General features: G+C 62.9%; 24 protein-coding genes. 9 read left to right on the top strand and 15 right to left on the bottom strand.

All coding sequences use genetic code 11. From position 1 onward, the window contains the following. Positions 1 to 100 precede the first annotated feature (100 nt). From JQ574_RS24210 to JQ574_RS24200, 3 genes are all read right to left on the bottom strand, one after another. Positions 101 to 655, bottom strand: coding sequence for an inner membrane-spanning protein YciB (locus JQ574_RS24210; protein WP_212204409.1), 555 nt, complete (start codon positions 653 to 655; stop codon positions 101 to 103). Between the two features lie 55 nt (positions 656 to 710). Then, on the bottom strand, positions 711 to 1,271 hold the full coding sequence (locus tag JQ574_RS24205) for a hypothetical protein (protein ID WP_212204411.1): 561 nt from the start codon (positions 1,269 to 1,271) through the stop codon (positions 711 to 713). A gap of 389 nt (positions 1,272 to 1,660) precedes the next feature. Beyond that, positions 1,661 to 3,064, bottom strand: coding sequence for a carotenoid oxygenase family protein (locus tag JQ574_RS24200; RefSeq protein WP_212204413.1), 1,404 nt, complete (start codon positions 3,062 to 3,064; stop codon positions 1,661 to 1,663). 123 nt (positions 3,065 to 3,187) lie between these two features. Between JQ574_RS24200 and JQ574_RS24195 the strand changes: the two genes are divergently transcribed. Then, positions 3,188 to 3,916: a TetR/AcrR family transcriptional regulator gene (locus tag JQ574_RS24195; protein WP_212204415.1), complete on the top strand. Its 729-nt coding sequence runs from the start codon at positions 3,188 to 3,190 to the stop codon at positions 3,914 to 3,916. A 126-nt stretch (positions 3,917 to 4,042) separates the two neighbouring features. Next, positions 4,043 to 5,911, top strand: coding sequence for a dihydroxy-acid dehydratase (locus tag JQ574_RS24190; protein ID WP_212204417.1), 1,869 nt, complete (start codon positions 4,043 to 4,045; stop codon positions 5,909 to 5,911). 53 nt (positions 5,912 to 5,964) lie between these two features. On the opposite strand, the gene JQ574_RS24185 is transcribed toward JQ574_RS24190, so the two are convergent. Both JQ574_RS24185 and JQ574_RS24180 read right to left on the bottom strand, forming a co-directional pair. Continuing rightward, positions 5,965 to 7,152: a hypothetical protein gene (locus JQ574_RS24185; RefSeq protein ID WP_249119554.1), complete on the bottom strand. Its 1,188-nt coding sequence runs from the start codon at positions 7,150 to 7,152 to the stop codon at positions 5,965 to 5,967. Between the two features lie 461 nt (positions 7,153 to 7,613). Further along, positions 7,614 to 8,231: a hypothetical protein gene (locus JQ574_RS24180; RefSeq protein ID WP_249119553.1), complete on the bottom strand. Its 618-nt coding sequence runs from the start codon at positions 8,229 to 8,231 to the stop codon at positions 7,614 to 7,616. 188 nt (positions 8,232 to 8,419) lie between these two features. Between JQ574_RS24180 and JQ574_RS24175 the strand changes: the two genes are divergently transcribed. Then, positions 8,420 to 9,154: an SET domain-containing protein gene (locus tag JQ574_RS24175; RefSeq protein WP_212204421.1), complete on the top strand. Its 735-nt coding sequence runs from the start codon at positions 8,420 to 8,422 to the stop codon at positions 9,152 to 9,154. Between the two features lie 127 nt (positions 9,155 to 9,281). Here JQ574_RS24175 and JQ574_RS24170 read toward each other — a convergent pair whose 3' ends face one another. Both JQ574_RS24170 and JQ574_RS24165 read right to left on the bottom strand, forming a co-directional pair. Next, the gene (locus JQ574_RS24170; protein WP_212204422.1) at positions 9,282 to 9,569 is read right to left on the bottom strand and encodes a DUF6522 family protein; all 288 of its coding nucleotides are present in this window, start codon (positions 9,567 to 9,569) and stop codon (positions 9,282 to 9,284) included. Then, entirely contained in the window at positions 9,566 to 10,000 is a 435-nt protein-coding gene (locus JQ574_RS24165) for an Rrf2 family transcriptional regulator (protein ID WP_212204423.1), read from the bottom strand. The genes JQ574_RS24170 and JQ574_RS24165 overlap by 4 nt, the downstream gene beginning before the upstream one ends. An 84-nt stretch (positions 10,001 to 10,084) precedes the next feature. On the opposite strand from JQ574_RS24165, the gene JQ574_RS24160 reads away from it, so the two are divergent. Together JQ574_RS24160 and JQ574_RS35560 are read left to right on the top strand one after the other, a co-directional pair. Continuing rightward, entirely contained in the window at positions 10,085 to 10,546 is a 462-nt protein-coding gene (locus tag JQ574_RS24160) for a group III truncated hemoglobin (protein ID WP_212204424.1), read from the top strand. Continuing rightward, positions 10,543 to 10,677, top strand: coding sequence for a hypothetical protein (locus tag JQ574_RS35560; RefSeq protein ID WP_283813770.1), 135 nt, complete (start codon positions 10,543 to 10,545; stop codon positions 10,675 to 10,677). Before JQ574_RS24160 ends, JQ574_RS35560 begins: the two co-directional genes overlap by 4 nt. A 26-nt stretch (positions 10,678 to 10,703) precedes the next feature. Here JQ574_RS35560 and JQ574_RS24155 read toward each other — a convergent pair whose 3' ends face one another. From JQ574_RS24155 to JQ574_RS24125, 7 genes are all read right to left on the bottom strand, one after another. Then, a complete protein-coding gene (locus JQ574_RS24155) occupies positions 10,704 to 11,147 on the bottom strand; it encodes a DUF1801 domain-containing protein (protein WP_212204425.1) in 444 nt (147 codons plus the stop codon). A gap of 74 nt (positions 11,148 to 11,221) precedes the next feature. Continuing rightward, complete coding sequence (locus tag JQ574_RS24150) at positions 11,222 to 11,710, bottom strand: DUF1801 domain-containing protein (RefSeq protein WP_212273261.1); 489 nt, start codon at positions 11,708 to 11,710, stop codon at positions 11,222 to 11,224. Between the two features lie 14 nt (positions 11,711 to 11,724). Continuing rightward, on the bottom strand, positions 11,725 to 11,931 hold the full coding sequence (locus JQ574_RS24145; protein WP_212383957.1) for a hypothetical protein: 207 nt from the start codon (positions 11,929 to 11,931) through the stop codon (positions 11,725 to 11,727). 55 nt (positions 11,932 to 11,986) lie between these two features. Beyond that, positions 11,987 to 12,415, bottom strand: coding sequence for an SRPBCC domain-containing protein (locus JQ574_RS24140; protein ID WP_212204427.1), 429 nt, complete (start codon positions 12,413 to 12,415; stop codon positions 11,987 to 11,989). After that, a complete protein-coding gene (locus tag JQ574_RS24135) occupies positions 12,412 to 12,735 on the bottom strand; it encodes a helix-turn-helix transcriptional regulator (protein WP_212204428.1) in 324 nt (107 codons plus the stop codon). The genes JQ574_RS24140 and JQ574_RS24135 overlap by 4 nt, the downstream gene beginning before the upstream one ends. A 225-nt stretch (positions 12,736 to 12,960) precedes the next feature. Then, positions 12,961 to 13,359 (bottom strand): hypothetical protein, encoded by a 399-nt coding sequence (locus JQ574_RS24130; RefSeq protein ID WP_212204429.1) that lies wholly within the window; start codon positions 13,357 to 13,359, stop codon positions 12,961 to 12,963. A gap of 38 nt (positions 13,360 to 13,397) precedes the next feature. Continuing rightward, positions 13,398 to 13,607: a hypothetical protein gene (locus tag JQ574_RS24125; protein WP_249119552.1), complete on the bottom strand. Its 210-nt coding sequence runs from the start codon at positions 13,605 to 13,607 to the stop codon at positions 13,398 to 13,400. A gap of 101 nt (positions 13,608 to 13,708) precedes the next feature. Here JQ574_RS24125 and JQ574_RS24120 point away from each other — a divergent pair, with 101 nt between their 5' ends. Both JQ574_RS24120 and JQ574_RS24115 read left to right on the top strand, forming a co-directional pair. Continuing rightward, positions 13,709 to 14,530, top strand: coding sequence for a helix-turn-helix domain-containing protein (locus JQ574_RS24120; RefSeq protein ID WP_212204430.1), 822 nt, complete (start codon positions 13,709 to 13,711; stop codon positions 14,528 to 14,530). 130 nt (positions 14,531 to 14,660) lie between these two features. Continuing rightward, on the top strand, positions 14,661 to 15,473 hold the full coding sequence (locus tag JQ574_RS24115) for a helix-turn-helix domain-containing protein (RefSeq protein WP_212204431.1): 813 nt from the start codon (positions 14,661 to 14,663) through the stop codon (positions 15,471 to 15,473). A 1-nt stretch (position 15,474) separates the two neighbouring features. On the opposite strand, the gene JQ574_RS24110 is transcribed toward JQ574_RS24115, so the two are convergent. Then, positions 15,475 to 15,912: a MarR family winged helix-turn-helix transcriptional regulator gene (locus tag JQ574_RS24110; protein ID WP_212204432.1), complete on the bottom strand. Its 438-nt coding sequence runs from the start codon at positions 15,910 to 15,912 to the stop codon at positions 15,475 to 15,477. 213 nt (positions 15,913 to 16,125) lie between these two features. Here JQ574_RS24110 and JQ574_RS24105 point away from each other — a divergent pair, with 213 nt between their 5' ends. Further along, positions 16,126 to 17,262 (top strand): substrate-binding domain-containing protein, encoded by a 1,137-nt coding sequence (locus JQ574_RS24105; RefSeq protein WP_212204983.1) that lies wholly within the window; start codon positions 16,126 to 16,128, stop codon positions 17,260 to 17,262. A gap of 145 nt (positions 17,263 to 17,407) precedes the next feature. After that, positions 17,408 to 18,922 (top strand): amidase, encoded by a 1,515-nt coding sequence (locus JQ574_RS24100; RefSeq protein ID WP_212204435.1) that lies wholly within the window; start codon positions 17,408 to 17,410, stop codon positions 18,920 to 18,922. Positions 18,923 to 18,926: the final 4 nt, after the last annotated feature.

The raw sequence follows: 18,926 nt of genomic DNA, 5'->3' as shown, positions 1-18,926 counted from the left end.
CTCCCCAATACATTTCCCAGCAACCGGAATGGTTCTGAGTTCTCCCGGCGGCGGTATAACCCATCTTGCCGCGCAAGCCCAACCCTGTTGTTTTACCGTATTACGCGCGGGCGGCCGCGCGGATGCGGCTGCCGACCAGGACGCGGAACGCGACATATTGCACGGCGAACAGAGCAATCTTGGCCCCGATCAGGACGACGGTCACATAGAACGTCCACAGCTTCATGTCGCCGGTCATCGCGACGCCGATGGTGCCGGCGGCGAGCACGAAGCACAGCCCGGCCCAGACGTAGCCTGCGGCGGTGACATATTCCGGAATGGTCTGGGTCACGATCGGCGGCATATAGCGCAGCATCCAGCCGCGCTTGAGCATGATGACGCCGATTGCAAAATGCCCGATCGCGGGTTTCGCTAGAACGAAGCGCGGATCGTGGGTCAAGAGCGTGGCGCCGCCGAGCACGATCACGAGCCCGAGGCTGGCCCAGGTCATGTAGCCGAGTTCCTTGCCCTTGATGCGGGAGTAGATCACCTGGCCGATGGCGCCTGCGATCGCGACGCCGGTCGCCAGCAACACGTTATCGGTCGCGAGATAGATCGCGATGAACACGATGGTGGAGAAAAAGTCGGCGCCTAATCTTGCGAATACGTCTTTCATCGCGCTGCCTTCTGTTGAATGCGGTGGCTCGGAGAGATCGATATCTTGGTGTGTCTCAGGCAAGGCGCTGGCGGGCGTACTTCGCCTTGCGGTATTCGGGATACCATTTGGTGAAATAGACCGCGCTGTTGCGCGCGGCACATGCGACCAGCAGTCCCGCCCACAGCGGCAGGCCCGGCACATAGATCAGCGCGGCATTGCCGGCCATCATCAGCAGCATCGCGCCGGTCCATGCCCAGGTGATGATGTAGTTTGCCTTGATGAAGCCGGGCAGTTTCGCGGTTTCGGCGTCGACCACCTCAAGCGCATATTGCAGCGTGAAGGGTTTGCCGGCCACGATCGAGCCCAGCGTGACCAGGAACATTCCGGCATCGACCGCGAGCTTGACGCCGGAGACGCTGAGGTCGGGATCGATCTCGGTGACGTAGCCGCCGATCGCGGTAAAGACCACGACGGAGCCCACGCCCAGGATCTTCAGCGAGCGTCCGCGCGCCATGTCGTATGCAATCACGGCGAGGCAGATCGCGGCGGCGCCGAACAGGGCGACATCGGCCGAAGTCACCAGCATCAGCAGTGCGAAGGCGCCGTAGGGGGCGAGAATCAGGAAGATCGTCATGGCAGCCTCTCAGGGCTATCTTTACATCGTAAAGATACCCTAGGGGCAGGCTGAGGAGTCGTCAAGGAAAATCTTTACAGTGTAAAAATAAATGTGGTCGGATCAAAAAACAATAAGTAATTGCAATTGGTTGTGCAGCGAACAGCGTTGCGCAGCTTGATGTTGTCGCAATCGTCGAACACGACGCGATCTCAATCAGAGTCTAACCGAAAAAGCATTCGGGCGCTCCCTAACTGTCCGAAAATGATTCGCTTTTCGTCATGGCTTGTCCCGGCCATCCACGTCTTTCCTGCTTCATGGAAGCCAAGACGTGGATGCCCGGCACAAGGCCGGGCATGACGACGTTCGATATGGGGCGCTATTTCATTGATCGCTTTTGAGTCAGACTCTCAGGTCGTACTCACCCAATTGCCATGGAAACCATCGGGCACGCGATGCCCGAGATGCACCAGCGCCACCGGTCCGGCTTCGACATCTTGCGCGTTGAACACCGCAAGGTCGCTGCGGTTTTCCCGTGCGCGCCAGACCGCTGATAGCAGCCAGCCGTCGCCCTCGGCGGCGTCTTCGCCGCGCTCGACGAAAACCGGTTCGGAAATGGTGTCGCCGGCGGGCAGGTGATATTTGCCTTTTCGATTGCCCTTGCCGTTGACATGCACGATGCCGGACAGCGCGCCGAACATCGGCAGGTCAGGATTGGCGCAGGCGTACCAGCCGTGGTTGCTGGCAAGGCCCGCGCGCCGATCGTCGATGCGCGGGAATTCGCCGGTGAGGTCGTCGAGATAGGTTTGCGTGAAGCGGTCGGTATTCCCGGAGAGATCGAAGGTCCAGCGGCAATAGCGTGCGCGCGATTTTTCGGGGTCCGTCGGCGAGCCGTCGGGGTGGGTGAACAGCGGCGCTTCCTCGAACTGCATCACGTCGGCGATGATGCGGCCGCCTTCCTCCCACGCGTTCATGACGTGGAACACGTAGCAGCTCTCGGCGCGGAACCAGACGATGTCTTTCGCCGAACCGGTGCGCTTCATGACGCCGACATAGGCGCCTTTCTCCGGCTCCCAGGCGTAAGGCGGCTTGCCGCGCATCGCCCGCTCCATGCTGCCGGTGATGGGGAGGATCGGAAACAGCATGTGATTTTCGGTGACGATGAAGTCGTGCACCATGCTGGCATAGGGCGACTCAAAACGATCGAACCGCGTCACTACGCCTGACGCGTTGACCGATCCGAACGACAGAGCAGGGGTCAAGGGGCCCGCGGCGTTGTAGCCGAAGAACACCATTTCGCCGGTGACGGGGTCGATCTTGGGATGCGCCGTAAAGGGGCCTGCGATCGCGCCCTTGTAGTCGCAATAGCCCATACGCTCGAGGGTACCCGGCTCGATCTCGGTCGGCATATGGCCTTCTTCCAGCGCGAGCAGGCGGCCGCCGTGGAAGATGATGTTGGTGTTGGCGACGCCGCCGTCATTGGTGACATCAGCGGGCGCGCCCGGCAGCTTGCGGCCGAAGCCGCCGAACAGTGCGCGGCCGGCATCATGCTCGGCCTGCCATTTCGGGGTACGGACCCAGCGGTTGCGATAGCTGGCGCGGCCGTTCTCGAGATGGAAGGCGTGCAGCATGCCGTCGCCGACGAACCAGTGGGCGCCGGGCGCCTCGAATTGCGGGTTGGGGCCGTTGCGATAGAGCGTGCCGTTGAGCTCGCGCGGCAATTCGCCGGTGACCTTCAGGAACGGCGCGTCGCATTCCATCGGTATCGGCGCCAGATTGGTCCGCGCCGCGTTGGTCGCCACTTGATCGAGCATCGTCGCTTCCTCCCGGTTTGATCTTTACAACGTAAAGATATGACTACAGGGCATGCCAGCCATCGTCAAGCAAAATCTTTACAGTGTAAAAATTGCGGCTATAAGGATTCGCAAGGGGTTCAAATGGCAAAAACGTCGAGAGAAAACAAAGTGGTCCGCACCGTCGCGCGGACGCGCAAGCCGGCAAGGGCGGCTGCCGAACGGCCCGCCGTGCGGCGGCGCAAATCTGCGGGCGATACGCCCTATCATCATGGCGACCTGCGCGAGGCCCTGCTGCAGGCGGCAGAGCGGGTGCTGGAACGCGACGGGCTGGCGGGGCTGACGCTGCGCGCGGTGGCGCGCGAAGCCGGCGTGTCACATGCCGCACCGACCCATCATTTCGGCGATCTCACCGGCCTCGTCAGCGAACTCGCGGCGATCGGCTTTCGGATGTTCAACGAGGCCATGGTCGCCGCCGGCAACAGCGAAACGCATCCGATGATGAAGGGGCTGGCAAGCGCCAAAGCCTACGTCGCCTATGCGCAGGCGCATCCGGGCATGTACGGCGTGATGTTCCGCAGCGCACGACTGGATTATTCGCGCCCCTCGCTGCATGAGGCCTCCGATGCCGCGTTCGCGGGGCTGACCCGCGGTGTCGGTGCCAGCCGGCACGAGCAGATTCCACAGGATGGGTTGTCGCTGGATCAGGCCGCCGCCATCGCGCGCGCGTGGTCGCTGGTGCATGGTTTTACCACGCTGCTGCTTGACGGCCGGCTCACGGGCATTCTGGAGCGGTTGCCCGAGGGCACGTCGGCCGACCAGCTGCTGGACGCGATGCTGCGCGGGTCCGTGCCCCGGCCGCCGGGGGCCTAGGTGGCAGCATACCAGCTATCGGGCATGTGACTTCCGCGTGACTTCCCTGAGGTCGGCGCTCTATAAGGTGCGCCTTAAATCGTTTCTAATATCGACCGAACGAGCCCCGCCGGGAAGGAACTAGCTGTGACAAATTCGAAGCCCGTCCTCATCGACCGCCATCCCGGCCGCACGGCCCAAACCATCGGGATTGCGCGCGAACTGGGCGTCGATCCGGACCTGATCCACGAGCCCTCGGTCGGCGTGGTCGGCACCAAGGGCGACAGCCAGTGCTACATGGGGGTGATGGCGAAGGTCGATGCGATCCATGCCAGCCTGAAGAGCCATGTCGGCAAGGGCGCCGGCCAGATGAAGCTGCGCCTGGTGCAGCCGGAATACACCATTGCGACCTCGGACGGCATCCGCAACGGCACGCGCGAAATGCGCTACTCGCTGATCGGGCGCGAAGTGACGCACGACGCGCTGTGCGAACATCTGGAGGCCACCGGGCTGCTCGGCACCATCGCCGTGGTCGCCTGCGACAAGCCGCCGGTCGGCACCCTGGCCGCGCTGCTCGAGCACAATCAGCCCGCGATCATCATGTCCGACGGCGCGATCCATCCCGGCACCGATCCGAACACCGGCGAGAAGCTCGACATCGTCAGCGCCTACCAGGTCGCCGGCAATCCCGACGCGGAATACCGCCACCACATCGCCTGCCATGCCTGTCCCGGCTACGGCAGCTGCGGCGGCATGTTCACCTACAATACCATGCAGACCTTCATCGGCGTCGTCGGCATGCAGCCGCTGCACATGGTGGCGCCGCCGTCCGACGATCCCCGCCGCCTCAAGGAGTTTCCGGACCAGCTCGTCGGCTACCTCGCGCAGATGATCGCGAAGGGCCTCAAGCCGCGCGACATCGTGGTGCGCGACTCGATCCGCAACGCCGTGATCGTCGCGATGGCCATCGGCGGTTCCACCAACGTCACGCTGCATGCGCCGGAGATCGCGCGCGCCGCAGGCTTTGCCGACTTCTGGAAGGAAGTGATGACGCCGGCCGAGTTCAACCATCTGTCGCAATACGTCGTGCCTGTCCTCACCGACGCCCGGCCGTACGGCAGATATTCGATGGTCGACATCGACGCCGTCGGCGGCGTGCAGGTGATCGTCCGCGAACTGCTGGAAGCCGGACTGCTCAACGGCGACGTGATGACCTGCACCGGCGAAACCCTGGCCGAACAGGTCAAGCGCCTCGAAACCAAACCCGCCGACGGCACGGTCATCTACACCGTTGCCAAGCCCTACAAGCCGACCGGGGGCCTGCGCGTTCTCGGCGGCAATCTGTCGCCGGAATTTTCCGCCATTCTGAAACTGGCGGGCGTCGAGGGTGGTCTGGAAGACAATCTGTTCCGCGGCAGAGCGCGCGTGTTCGAAGGCGAGCGGGGACTGCTCGAGGCGCTCGACAAGACGCCCGACCTTTTCCAGAACAACGACATGATCATCGTGCGCTACGAGGGTCCGAGCGGCGCGCCCGGCATGCCGGAAATGCTCGATCCCACCTCGCGCATCACGACGCTGTGCCGCGAGCGCGGCATCGTGGTGGCGCTGATGACCGATGCGCGGTTCTCCGGCGGATCGGTCGGCCTCGTCATCGGCCATGTCGGCCCTGAAGCCGGCCTCGGTGGCCCCATCGCCTTCGTCGAGGACGGCGACGAGATCATCGCCGATCTCAACAAGAACGAACTCAACTGCACGGCGCTGGCGGATCCTGCCGTTCTGAAGGCGCGCAAGGCTGCCTGGGACAAGGTGGTGGCGGCCAATGGCGGCCTGCACCCGAACTGCGGCGTCGCCGACACCCGCCTGTTGCACCGCGCGCGGCTCTCTGCCGTGCCGGCCACCCGCGGCGGCGGCCTGCACCCCAACCGCGAGGTCTGGGTGCGCGAGCAGCGCGAAGCGACGCGCTCCGGCTTCGTGCCGAAGAACAAGCACCGGCCGGACGCCGCAAAGGCGTTCTAGAAGCGGCCGATTGGATGTACTGGAAGCCGCGCCCTCCGGGGCGCGGAGGGACCTCAACCTATCCGATTGAGGGTGCCCCTGATGCTCGTGAACATCTCGCCGATGTTCTTGCGCATTGAATCGAGCTTCTGAAAGTCTTCGAAGATCCTGGAAATTCTCGCGTCGAGCTCGGTCTTGTTGGTGGCGATCGCTTCCACGCGCGAGGCCAGCCCTTCATCACCCTTCAGTTCGATCTCGCCGAGCGTCTTGCTCAGGATCGCGTGACCGATATTCACTTCAGCGATCAACGCCTCGATGCCGTAGACCGGCCCTTGCAACGGCGCCAGTCCGGCCTGCGACGTGGCCAATTCCTCCTTGAACTGGCCCAGCGTCGCCGAAAAATCCTGCAGGTTCCTGAGGCGCAATCGGCATTCGACGATGAATTCGTTCAGCGCGTTTTGGCGGTCGAGCAGGCTGGCGCCGCTGGAATCCGTCTCAATCGCCGCAAGTGAGCGCTCCAGATGCTTCCGACGCTCCCTGAGCTCTTCCAGGTCCAGCCGAATGGCGTCAAGAATATGGAAGCAATCATCAATGTGCGCGACCCGCTGCTCGATCTCGACTTTGTTCTTCGAAAGGCTCTCGACCCGCAGACTGAGCTTTTCGTCTCCGCTGGATTCGAGTTCATCCAGCATCCTGGTCAACTGGTCGCCGGATGAGCGCAGTTCGGTGATGAGGGCGTTGATCCCGGTTTCCGGCGTGCGGACGGGAACAAGCTCGGCGTGGGTCTTGGCCAGCTCTTCCTTGAAGCGGTTGAGTGTCGCCAGTGACTGCTGCAGCATGCCATGACGGTTGTGAATCGCGGATACGCTTTGGTCCAGTTCGTTGACGCGATCGCCGAGATTTTTCTTGTTGTCGTCGGCCTCGAGCTCAGTGAGCCACCGCTCAAGCTGACGCAGCCGGTCCTTCAATTCGCTGAATACCGGCTCGGCAACGCGCCGCTTTTCCGATACGACGCCGATCGTCTCCCGAAGCGCCTGCTGGCGGCGCCGGATCTCTTCAAGCCGCTCGTGGAGATCGACGGAATGGTACCGACTCTGCTGTTCGGCGATCCGTTTTTCAGTGTCCGCGAGCGTCGTCTGCAGCGATACGATGGCTTCTTCGGGGTCGCTCTTGGCGAGCGACTGGACCGAGGAGTCGAATCCGGCTTGCGCATCATGCGCGGCCACAACCCCTTGTCGCAGGCCCCTGAGGCGCTCCCGCAATAATTTGTTCTGGCGCGCCAGGCCGTAAGCCTGCCAGACGGATGAGCCGATCAGCGCTAGAGTGGTCAACATGATGGCGCCGAGCGCGAACCGCTGGGGACCTGGCAACGCCGAAAGCTGAACCGATATCTGGGCTGGATCGAGTCCCAATGTCGCGCCTGCAAAAAACGCGCAAGCGCTGAACAGCACTATCCAGGCGATGATCGGAAACCACATACCGTGATCTAATCAGACTGTGTCGTAATCGATTGAAGGGGTGTTTTTTGAGGGCAAACCGGGTCGGATGCCCGTTTCCACAAATCCACGTCCCCCTTTTGGTCGGGAACCATAACGGCTTTTGAGGTCCTGCGGTAGTCTTACAGCGCCGGCACACGCGACTTGGCGCCGCAACCCTGGCGCGTCCATGGAGAGAAGGCCGCTGGGGTCGCGTGGCGGCGGCGCCGGGCGCCAGACTTCATCCGCTAGCGCTTCGCCATGCTCGCGGCGCGGCCGGTCTCGCCGATCACCTTCACTTCATCCTTGCCGCACGTAAAACTGCGCGCGAGCTCGTCGGCGGCCTTGCGGGCAAGCTCGTTGGGATTTGGGTTGGCCTGCGCGTCGATATAGGCGACGTGGCAGACGGCGCCGGGCGGCAGCCGGGTCACCGCCAGCATCGGCTTGGCGGTGGGGCGGCCTTCCTTGTCCGGATCGCTGTTGTCGGCGATGTGCCAGCGCTGGATGATCGCGAACGGCTTGCCGTCCACCGCCCGCCATTCGACGGTGTTGGTGGTCGAGTTGAACGGGCCGAACCAGCTTTGCGCGGCCGGCTCCCTAGCCGCCGCGGCGCGGTTGCGGCCGACCGAGACGGTTTCGCGCAAGTCGCCTTCGCTGATCAGCACCACCAGACCCGCCGTGCCGGGGCATACCCGCGTCGTGCTGCCGTCGAGCTCGCTGGGCTTGCCGATCATGCGGCAATCCTTCGGCGCCGCGGACGTATAGAGGCTGCTGAATGTCTGGGCATTTGCCGGTGAAAGCAGGCCAAGCACGGCGCCTGCCGCACCGGCCAATGCCGTCAAATGGTGATATTGGAGACGTTTCATCCCTTGGCGTCCCTCGACGTCGTCCCCTCGGCCATATCAGGCTTCTGGGAACCATGACATTCAGACGACCGCAATCTGGGGAAGGTTCACCGAAAGCCTGCGAAATACCTGACAGGGCCGCGGAATCGTCCTAGAAGAGCAGCTTCGCCATTCCTTTCACTCACCAGCGTGTCAGTAATTCAATCGTCATGGCTACAGTATCTGCGAACAAACCCTATCGCGTCGGCCGCTCCCGAACCGGGCTTGGCCTCTTCGCCACCAAACCGATCAAGAAGGGCGCCAAGATCGTCCGCTATTTTGGGCCGCTGCTGGATTCGAAGAAGAAAAAAGACGACGCGATCGAGAACAAATATCTTTTCGAGCTGACCAACCGCTGGACCATCGACGGTTCGGTGCGCGCCAACGTCGCCCGCTATATCAACCATGCCTGCAAGCCGAACGCGGAATCCGACGTCAAGCCGCGCAAGCGCAAGGTCATCATCCGCGCCATCAAGAACATCGAGCCGGGCGAGGAGATCAACTACGATTACGGCACCGACTATTTCAAAGCCTATCTGAAGCCGATCGGCTGCAAATGCGTGGCCTGCGAAAAGAAGCGCAAGAAGAAGCGCGCCGAGGCGAGGGCGGAGAAGCTACGCCTCAAGGCCAAGGCGGAGCGGAAGGCCTTGAAGGAAGCCGAGAAGCAAAAGGCGAAGGCTGCCAGTGCGCGCAAGGCCAAAGCAAAAGCCAAGGAAAAGGCCAAGCAGAAGCTGGTCGCCAAGAATAGCGCCAAGGCGAATGGGGCCACGACGAACGGCGCCAAACTCCACGGCAAGCCCTTGAACGGCAAATCGCTGAACGGACACGCCCGCAAGACCCCCGCTACAAAGTCCGGTATTCTGGCAAAGCCGCAGCAGGCCAGGGAAAGTCGCGCGACGGCGTAAATCGTTGCCGTCGGTTTTTTCGTCATTGCGAGGAGCGGAGCGACGAAGCAATCCATACTTTGCTCGTCGCGCTATGGATTGCTTCGCTTCTCGCAATGACGACCTAACTCCTACCGAGTCTCGGTCGTCAGCCCGGCTTCCGCAGCGATCTCGGCAACGTCGAATCCCCAAAATCTACCGCCGAGCGCTGAATGATCGCGCCCGACGCGTCGACCACGACGCGAAAGCGTCGATGCTCTGAGAAGAACGTCAGCCGATGCCGGCCCTGATCCGCATCGACGCCGCGCTCGGAAACGCTGGTAATCGTGCCTGTGCGCATGCCTTCCTTGAGCCGCGGCAGCGCGATGCCGAGGCCTTCGGCGACGATCGACGCGTCGATCTCCACTTCGCCATTGGCAAACTCGATCGGCTTCATGCCGCACCTCGCGCCGGGCTCGCTTTGGATCGCGCGGGATAGGCGCATTCCGCCAGCGTGGTGCCGTCGAGTTCGCGCATGAAGGCTTCGCGCGCGGCGGCGAGTTTTCCCTTCAGGCGGCAGCGCGGCAGCAGGGAGCAACAACCGCCATCCTCACGAAAACACTCGACCAGCGCTTCGCCTTCCAGCGCGCGCACGACTTCGCCGAGCGTAATCGATTGCGGCGGCCGCGCCAGGCTGAACCCGCCGCCGACGCCGCGTTGGGTCGAAATGAAGCCGCCATCGGCGAGATCCCTCACCACCTTGGCGAGGTGATTGCGCGAGATGCCGAACTCGGCCGCGATCTCGCTGGTGGCGAACGAGCGCGCCGGCTCGCCCGCCAGCCGCATCAGGGCGCGCAGGGCAAAATCGGTGAACGAAGTCAGGCGCATGGGAGGCCCTCAAAATGTGACTTGGCAGAGCATCTATAGCCCTCTAAATAGGTATTTGAATTGCCTATTTAAGGAAAGCCGCGAATGACAGGGGCAGAACGGCGTGAGGCGATCACCGCCGAGATCATGGAAAGAACCGGCATCACGGAAGCCATGATCGAACGGCTGGTGCGGGGCTTCTACGCACAAGTCCGCAGCGATCCGATGCTGGCGCCGGTATTCGAGGCGCGCATCACGGATTGGGAGCCGCATCTGCAGCAGATGTGCGCGTTCTGGTCATCGGTGGCGCTGATGTCGGGCCGCTATCACGGCACGCCCATGGTCAAGCATATGCCGCTGCCGGTCGACGCCGGTCATTTCGACCGCTGGCTCGAACTGTTCGAGGCTGCGGCGAGCGAACTCTGTCCGCCGGTGGCCGCGGCCCATTTCGTCGAACGGGCGCAGCGGATCGCGGCAAGCCTTGAACTCGGCATCGCCGGCGGGCAGGGCGTCATGCTCGCACCCGGCGAGAGATATCGGCGCAGCGAAACAGGAGCCCTGCAATGACCAACCAGACGCGTGCGATAGCCGCCAAGGATCAGGCCGATCCGTATTCCGGCAGCAGCCTCGTCCCGATGCTCGTCATCGGGCTGGTGCTGACTCTGGGTGGAATGTTCGCGGCGTTGGCGTTGAGCTAGCCGCGAGCGCGTGTAGCCGGACCAGGCTAGCGGGCTTTTTTCTTTGAGCTGTTCAGCGCCGCCGCGGCGCGGATCAGCGTCTTAAAGGCATCCGCATTGATTTCAACGCCTTCATGGATATCGATCGCGCGCCTGGTGTTGCCTTCGAGGCTGGAATTGAACAGCTTTGACGGGTCCTTGAGCGAAGCGCCCTTGGCGAAGGTCAGCTTGACCGCGCTCTTGTAGGTCTCGCCGGTGCAGATGATCCCGTCGTGCGACCAGACCGGAACGCCGCGCCACTTCAACTCCTCGACCACATCAGGCACGGCCTGTTTGATCAGCGCGCGGACACCGGCGAGCGTCTTGCCCCTCCAGTCGCCCAGTTCCTTGATCTTGATGTCGATCAGCCGGGAAGGGGAATCGCCTTCATTTCCTTCCTTCGATGAACTCTTGCTGATCTTCCTGGTTGATGTCGCTTTCTTCGCGGTCATTTTCCCTCGTTCCGTTTCGTTAGTCACTACGCGCGGGCTGCTCAATTGGTGTCCGCTCATCGCTCGTCCCTCGCTCACATTCGCTCACCGGGCAATTTGCTGGCCTGCTTCACCCAGGCCGCAAGCTGGGCTTCGTCGAGTTCGTCGTCCTCGTGGATGTCGAGATAGCGCACTTCCTTGTGCTTGGACACGCCGGGAGGAACGGGGCGCAGCGACGTGCCGCGGAAGAACGCCAGCTTGACGTATCTCGTGAAGACATGGATGCCGAGGAACCAGCCCTGGCCCTCGATACCGTATAGCGGCGAGTTCCATTTGACGGCCTTGTACACGCCGGGGAAGGTGCGCGTGATGAGCGCGTCGAGGCGGCGCCCGACATCGCTTTTCCAGCCCGGCATGGCCGCGATGTAGGCTTGCACCGGCGCGTCGCCATAGGCTTTCGCGATTTGCGGATTGCCGCCCGACAGCAGCTTGGGCTTCGCGGCGACCCGCTTGGCGACGGTTTTCTTTGTGACCTTCCTTGCGACCTTCTTCGCCGGTTTCCGCGACGTCTTGCTCGACTTCATGTCCGCCCCTTGCGTCAACCGCTACGCCACTTGGTGGCATAGGGCAGCGCGAACAAGTACAGGCCGCTGAACAGGAGCAGGAAGAGCGGTGGCAGCGCCAGGAAGCCCAGCCAGTCGGCATGCGTCCCCATTGCCACGGCGATGAAGTTGATGATGACGGTCACCGTAAAGGCAATGGACAGCCAGCGGTGGGTCTGTCGAATCCAGACGTTCCAGTTCAATGGAATCTCCTCTTTGTTACGTGCCTGAATGTTCACTCAGCTCTAGCCTGCGGCTTCACTCAGCCCGCGCCAGCATCTGTTCCAGCTTTGCAAAGAACTCCTGCCAGCCCGCCTTGGCGCCGCCATAGGCCTGCGGCTGATCCGGCCGGAAGCCCGACTGCTCCATGCGCAGCAGGGTTCCGGTGCGCGTCGGCGTAAGCGTCCAGGCGACGACGCTCGACAGATTGTAGGCCGCTTGTTCGTGCTTGAAATTCCAGGTGTAGGTCAGCTTTTTATTCGGCTCGACGGCGAGAACCTCGCAGTCCAGCACGCCGCCCCACTCGCCGCGCAGATTGAAATTGTGACCCACGACCGGTTTGAAGTCGTTCTTCATCAGCCACTCCTCGATCAAATGCGGTTGTGTCAGCGCGCGCCAGATTTTTTCCGGCGGATGCGGGATCTCGCGTTCGACGACGACGGAGCGTGTTTCGGTCGCAGTGTTCATTGGTCCATCCTTTTGAGGAGATCTTCGAGGTCGTCGAACCGGTTCTGCCAGAAGCCCGCCATCTGGCTGGTCCAGTCGATCAGCGGGGAAAGCGCGCCGAGCTGCGCGCTGTAATGGGTCTGTCGTCCTGCATGGCGGTCGCGCACCAGCCCGGCCTGTTTCAGGACGCCGAGATGCTTTGAGACCGCCGGCTGCGAGACGCCAGCGTGCGCCGTCAGGGCCCCGACCGTCTGCTCGCCGTCGCGACACAGCCGCTCGAAGATCGCCCGCCGCGTTGGATCGGCGAGGGTTCTGAACAGCACGTCGTGAACGTTGGGCATGGATCGATAACCCGTTGGCTATGGATAAACGTATAACCATCGGGATATATGTTAGTCAAGCAGGGTAATGAGGTGCAGCTTGGCGAGGAAGCAGGTCCGCTCACCATGCCCCGTTGGTTATGCATCAGGCGGGAGGGCGTCTGCACGAGAGAAGCCAACGGTCCACGCGAATTCGCGCCCGATGACAAGGCCTGTCATCGGGCGCGCTTTCAATGCACGTCAAGCTCAGGCGGTCACCACGCTGTCGCTCTTGCGCAGTCCGATATATTGCAACTCGGCAAACACGCCGGTCGCAATCGCCTGTGCGACGGCGAAGGCGATGCCGAGCAGGTTCGGGCTCACCGCGCCCGAGAACAGCAAGGCGATACTGCCCAGCGTCCACGCGGCGTTGCCGACGATCACCAGCAGCACCAGCGCTTTGAGCACCGATTGCCGCGTGCCGAGCCAGCCGACCAGCGCGGTGTAGGCGATGAGAAACAGCCCGCTCTCGCGCAGCAGGGCTTCCGGCAGATTGAGGAACGGCGCGAGCACGCCGGCACCGAGCGCAAGGGCCACCGCCGCTACGCCGCTGAAGACGGCGTCGGCAAGCAGAGCGCGGCTCAGGAATGAGGACGGGTTGATCATAGTTCTCTCCTTTGGTTTTACGGGGTGGGTGGTTGGGGTTAGCGGAACCAGGACCGGAACTGACGCCAGCGCCGCATCGGGGACAGCGCCTCGCCGATCCGGTTCTCGATCGTCTGCACCTGCGCGACCACGAAGACGCCGGTGTCGTGCACCAGCGGTTCCGGCATGTTGAGGGAACGGGCCAGCACCCAGACCGCCAGTCTGTGCAGGGCGCGAACGATGAGCAGAAACAGAGGAAGCATCAGCATGGGTCATCTCCTGTGACTGCGAAGATGACCCCGTCCGCGACCCAATTCGATTACGTCGGAGGTAATGGAAGCTGAGAAATTCGCATGGTAGGTTTTCCACCATGAACGCACATGCTTCCACGGCGCGAGCCGAACGTCCCCAGCCCGTCCATATCGGCGATCACCTGCGCGAATGGCGGCAGCGCCGTCATCTCAGCCAGCTTGATCTGGCCGGCGATGCCGAGATTTCGGCGCGTCATTTGAGTTTCGTCGAAACCGGCCGCGCCGCGCCGTCACGCGAGATGGTGCTGAAACTGGCCGAACGCCTGGAGGTGCCCTTGCGCGAACGGAACGTGTTGCTGGTGGCGGCCGGCTTTGCACCCGCCTTTCCGCAGCGCTCGCTGGATGATCCCGCGCTGAAGTCGGCGCGGGCGGCGATCGACCTCGTCCTGAAGGCGCACGAACCCAATCCGGCGCTGGCCTATGACCGGCACTGGAATCTCGTCACCGCCAACCGCATGGTGGCGCCGCTGCTCGAGGGCATTCCGGCGCGGCTGCTGGGCCAGCCGTTCAATATCCTGCGGCTGGCCTTTCATCCCGAAGCGTTGGCGCCGCGCACCGTCAATCTCGCCGAATGGAGCAGTCACCTGCTGGAACGGCTGCACCGCCAATGCGAGGCGACCGCCGATCCCGAACTGCTAAAGCTCTACGCGGAGCTGAAGGCCTTTCCGATGCCGGCGCGCTCCGGCCCGCTGTCGCCGGACAATGTCGCGATCCCGTTCAAGCTGCGGCTCAATGGCGAGGTGCTGAGCTTCATCTCGACCACGATGATCTTTGGAACGCCGGTCGACGTCACGCTGTCCGAACTGGCGCTGGAGACGTTCTTTCCGGCGGATGACCTGACCACGCAGCGGATGCGGGAGATGGCGGCGGCGCTCACGTAGGATGGGTGGAGCGAAGCGATACCCATCATCTTCGGCAATGGTGGTGCCTAGCGCCGATGGGTATCGCTGCGCTCCACCCATCCTACAAGTAGCGATTTACAGCTGCATCCGCCCTTCGCATAATCGGCGGATGGACTCCCGCCAACATGCACCGTTACGCACCAACCCGGTCGGCGATCTCCTGCGCGGCTGGCGCAACCGCCGCGCCATGAGCCAGGCCGATCTGGCGTTCGAGGCGGAAATCTCCATCAAGCATTTGAGTTACGTCGAAACCGGCAAGGCGGTGGCGAGCCGCGAAATCCTGCTGCAACTGGCTTCCGCGCTCGGCCTGTCGCTGCGCGACCGCAATGCGCTGCTGGAATCCGGCGGCTTTGCGCGGCAATATGGCGAACGCGATCTCTCAGCTCCCGAAGTTGCCGACGCCAAGCGCGCCATCGATCTGCTGCTGCGCCGGCACGAACCGTTTCCCGCCATCGTCACCGACCGGCGCTGGAACGTGCTGCAGGCCAACGGCGCGGCGACGCGGCTGATGACTATGCTGCTCGGGCCGGAGCGCATGCAGCGTCCGCTCAATCACATGCGGATGTTTCTCTCGCCGGATGAATTGCGGCCCTATGTCGAAAACTGGCCGAAGGTCGCGTCCGCGTTGCTGGTCCGCGCCCGCCACGAGGCGATGGCCGCGCCGCTCGATCTGGCGCTGCAATCGACCTGGCGTGAATTGCTGAAATTGCCCGACCTGCCGGCCACGCAGTTCGACGAGCACGAAACCCCGAGCCCGCTATGCGAGGTGCGCTTGCGCAAGGGCGATGTGGGCATTGGCTTGATCGGCGCGGTGCTGACGCTCGGGACGCCGCAGGACGTCACGCTGCAGGAACTGCGCGTGGAAATGTTCATGCCGGCGGATGAAGCGTCGGAAGCGGTTCTCACCGCGCTGGCGGCGTAGCTTAGTTCGCCTTCTCGATCAGGCTTTCCAGCAGGCGCTTCAGATCCGCGGTGGCCTTGTTGCCGTAGTTCTCGGCGATGAAGGCCTCCTGGCTCAGCGCCAGCGAGTTGAGGCGCTGGGTCAGCGCCTTGCCGCGGTCGGACGAGAACATCAGGACCTTACGCCGGTCCTCGGCGTCCTGCACTCGATAGACGAGGGCGTCGGAGACCATCCGGTCGACCATCTTGGTCAACGTCGGATGATTGAGCAGCACCGCTTCGGCAAGCTCACCCATCGAGTGTCCCTTGCCGTCAGACAACACCTTCAGGATGCGCCATTGCTCGACCGGCACGCCTTCCTTGCGGAAGCGCGCGTCGAGCTGGCGATTGATCTCCCGGTTGGCCTGCGCAAGCAGGTAGGCGAGATGTTCGGTGATGGGTTTACTGGGCGATTTGGCCAAGGCTTTGAACTGCGTAATGGAGTTTTCGATGAATATTTAGCGCTCTTGCTTGAACTCTATGCACGGGAATCGTTGAATATTCAATATTTTCCACTAGGATTTTTGTTGCCGATCACCTCGCCGATGGTAGTCTGATGGCGCCGGACTAAAAGAAGCTGAAAGGAGAGCGAATTGCTCTCGCTGCCGCAATTACAAAAGTTCGGTGGGCCGCCGATGCCGCCGGAACTGCTGCTCAAGGGGTTTCCGGGGACGGGAACGGGCACCTCGGAGCCGGCGCTTGGCCCGTTTCGGGCGCCGCGCGATCGCAAGAAGTTGCGGATTGCCAATTTTGTCGGGCTGTCCGGCCCGTCGGGAATCTGGGGTCCGGCCTCCATCAACAGTACGCTGCTGGGCATTTCCGAGATCAATCGCCGCGGCGGCATTCTCGGCCGCGAGATCGAAGTCGCGTTCCATGACACCGGCGGCGATATTGACGACGTGACGCGCACCGCTTCCGACATTGTCGCGGCCGAAGACGCCGATCTCATCATGGGCTCGCATATCAGCGCGGTCAGGGTGGCGCTGCGCAAGGTCGTCGCCGGACAGATTCCCTACCTCTACACGCCGGTCTATGAGGGCGGCGAGCGAACGCCCGGCGTGATGGCCATCGGCGAGACGCCGGGGGCGCAATGGCGCCCGTCCATCGAGTGGCTCGCCAACACCAGGCGAGCGGCGAACTGGTATCTGATCGGCAGCGACTATGTCTGGCCATGGCTGTCCCACAGGGCGATCAAGAAATACATAGCTGACGCCGGCGGGCGCGTCGTTGGTGAGGAGTTCGTGCCGATCGGCGAGCACAATCACGGCAACCAGCTGGCGCGGATCCGGGCCGCGAAGCCCGACGTGGTTCTGATCACGTTGATCGGCGCCGACAGCGTCGTCTTCAACCGTACCTTTGGCGAGCAGGGGCTCGGCACCCGAATGCTCCGCCTCGCCGGAGCGATGGACGAGACGGTGCTGCTCGGGATCGGCGCCGACAACACCGAAAACCTGTTCTGCGCATCCGGCTATTTCATCGACAAGGCCTCGCGCGAGAACGACGCTTTCCGCTGCCAATACGAAGCCTCGTTCGGCCGCCACGCGCCGCCGCTCGGCTCGATCGCGCAGTCGAACTATGAGGGCTTGCGGTTTCTGGAGACGGTCGCCGCGCGCGCAGGATCGCTGGCGCGGAAGCCGCTGCTCTCGGCGGCTGCGAATGTGGACTACCAGGGCGCGCGAGGCACCGTCGGCATTCGCCGCGGCAGCGCCAGGATGCCGATCTATCTAGCAGCCGCCAACGGGATCGACTTCCGGCTGATCAAACAGTTCTGACCGCGAACGCGTAACGCTCCGCAAAAGGAGGTGTTGCAAAATAATACTTGAAAAGGAAAACATTTCCGTTTCTAGTGATGGGCGTGGGGTTGGGGCCCTCAGCAAATTTCCTTCGCGAGCCGTCAAAGAAACAGGAGAATCCATCGTGACAGTAGCGCTTCCTACTCCCGACCAACTGCGCGCGGTCGCCGACCAATGCGGTCTGGCCTTGACCGATGAGGACGTCGCTTCCTTCCGTGGGTTGATGCAGGGCTCGGTCGATGCCTACAACGCCGTCGGCGCGATGGCCGACGAAGTCCCGATCGTGAAGTACCCGCGGACCCCTGGCTATCGCCCGTCGCCGGAAGAAAATACGCGCAACGCCTGGTATCGCAAATCGACCGTCAAGGGCGCCGCCAGCGGCAAGCTGAAGGGCAAGGTCGTGGCGCTGAAGGACAACATCATGCTGGCCGGCGTGCCCATGATGAACGGCTCCGCGACGCTCGAAGGCTATGTGCCGGATTTCGACGCCACCATCGTCACGCGCATGCTCGATGCCGGCGCCGAGATTGCCGGCAAGGTGCATTGCGAGAACTTTTGTATCTCCGGCGGCAGCCATACCAATGCGACCGGTCCGGTGCATAACCCGCACAAGATGGGCTATTCCGCCGGCGGATCGTCGTCCGGCAGCGCGGTCGTGGTCGCGCTCGGCGAAGTCGACATGGCGATCGGCGGCGACCAGGGCGGATCGATCCGGATGCCGTCGTCGTTCAGCGGCACCTACGGCATGAAGCCGACCTGGGGTCTGGTGCCCTATACCGGCATCATGCCGATCGAGATCTTCGTCGATCACACCGGGCCGATGACCGCAAACGTCGCCGACAATGCCTTGCTGCTCGAAGTGATCGCCGGTGACGACGGCTATGATCCCCGGATCAAGTCGCCCGAGGTGCAGAACTACACCAAGGCGCTGGGCGCCGGCATCAAGGGCATGAAGATCGCCATCGTCAAGGAAGGTTTTGAGCAGGCCGGCGCCGAAGCCGACGTCAACCGGAGCGTGATGGAAGCGGCGAAGCGGCTGGCGAGCCTCGGCGCGACAGTCGAACAGGTTTCAATCCCGCTCCACATGGTGGCGCCGGCGGTCTGGACGCCGATTGGCGCCGAAGGCATCGCCCAGACCATGATGTTCGGCGACGGCTATGGTCTCAGCCGTGCCGATCTGTACTCGACGTCGCTGATGGATTTTCATCGCGGCTGGCGCGGGCAGGCGGACTCGCTGTCGGAAACGACAAAACTGTTCCTGATGCTCGGCGTCTACATCAACAATAATTTCGGGCCGCGCTACTACGGCAAATCCGTCAACATCTCGCGGCGTATCACCGCCGCCTATGACAAGGTGCTGGCGAACTACGATCTGCTGTTGATGCCGACCACGCCGATGAAGGCGACGCCGCTGCCGGCGCCCGGCGCCTCCCGGGAGGAGGTGTGCCAGCGCGCTTTCGAGATGATCACCAACACCGCGCCGTTCGACATCACGCATCACCCGGCGATGTCGATTCCCTGCGGCATGGTCGACGGCCTTCCGGTCGGGCTGATGCTGGTCGGCCGGCATTTCGATGAAATGACCATCTATCGCGCGGCGCACGCCTTCGAGCAGGCGGGAGACTGGAAGAAAATGTAAGCAG

The organism is Bradyrhizobium sp. AUGA SZCCT0158, assembly GCF_018130065.1.
Taxonomy (GTDB): Bacteria; Pseudomonadota; Alphaproteobacteria; order Rhizobiales; family Xanthobacteraceae; genus Bradyrhizobium.
Note: the sequence above shows the minus strand (reverse complement) of the source record. Positions and strands in the feature narration are given on the sequence as shown.

Coding starts and splice junctions, on each gene's coding strand:
- JQ574_RS24210 (WP_212204409.1), bottom strand. CDS start 655: ATGAAAGACGTATTCGCAAGATTAGGCGCCGACTTTTTCTCCACCATC.
- JQ574_RS24205 (WP_212204411.1), bottom strand. CDS start 1,271: ATGACGATCTTCCTGATTCTCGCCCCCTACGGCGCCTTCGCACTGCTG.
- JQ574_RS24200 (WP_212204413.1), bottom strand. CDS start 3,064: ATGCTCGATCAAGTGGCGACCAACGCGGCGCGGACCAATCTGGCGCCG.
- JQ574_RS24195 (WP_212204415.1), top strand. CDS start 3,188: ATGGCAAAAACGTCGAGAGAAAACAAAGTGGTCCGCACCGTCGCGCGG.
- JQ574_RS24180 (WP_249119553.1), bottom strand. CDS start 8,231: ATGAAACGTCTCCAATATCACCATTTGACGGCATTGGCCGGTGCGGCA.
- JQ574_RS24175 (WP_212204421.1), top strand. CDS start 8,420: ATGGCTACAGTATCTGCGAACAAACCCTATCGCGTCGGCCGCTCCCGA.
- JQ574_RS24170 (WP_212204422.1), bottom strand. CDS start 9,569: ATGAAGCCGATCGAGTTTGCCAATGGCGAAGTGGAGATCGACGCGTCG.
- JQ574_RS24165 (WP_212204423.1), bottom strand. CDS start 10,000: ATGCGCCTGACTTCGTTCACCGATTTTGCCCTGCGCGCCCTGATGCGG.
- JQ574_RS24160 (WP_212204424.1), top strand. CDS start 10,085: ATGACAGGGGCAGAACGGCGTGAGGCGATCACCGCCGAGATCATGGAA.
- JQ574_RS35560 (WP_283813770.1), top strand. CDS start 10,543: ATGACCAACCAGACGCGTGCGATAGCCGCCAAGGATCAGGCCGATCCG.
- JQ574_RS24155 (WP_212204425.1), bottom strand. CDS start 11,147: ATGACCGCGAAGAAAGCGACATCAACCAGGAAGATCAGCAAGAGTTCA.
- JQ574_RS24150 (WP_212273261.1), bottom strand. CDS start 11,710: ATGAAGTCGAGCAAGACGTCGCGGAAACCGGCGAAGAAGGTCGCAAGG.
- JQ574_RS24140 (WP_212204427.1), bottom strand. CDS start 12,415: ATGAACACTGCGACCGAAACACGCTCCGTCGTCGTCGAACGCGAGATC.
- JQ574_RS24135 (WP_212204428.1), bottom strand. CDS start 12,735: ATGCCCAACGTTCACGACGTGCTGTTCAGAACCCTCGCCGATCCAACG.
- JQ574_RS24130 (WP_212204429.1), bottom strand. CDS start 13,359: ATGATCAACCCGTCCTCATTCCTGAGCCGCGCTCTGCTTGCCGACGCC.
- JQ574_RS24125 (WP_249119552.1), bottom strand. CDS start 13,607: ATGCTGATGCTTCCTCTGTTTCTGCTCATCGTTCGCGCCCTGCACAGA.
- JQ574_RS24120 (WP_212204430.1), top strand. CDS start 13,709: ATGAACGCACATGCTTCCACGGCGCGAGCCGAACGTCCCCAGCCCGTC.
- JQ574_RS24115 (WP_212204431.1), top strand. CDS start 14,661: ATGGACTCCCGCCAACATGCACCGTTACGCACCAACCCGGTCGGCGAT.
- JQ574_RS24105 (WP_212204983.1), top strand. CDS start 16,126: ATGCCGCCGGAACTGCTGCTCAAGGGGTTTCCGGGGACGGGAACGGGC.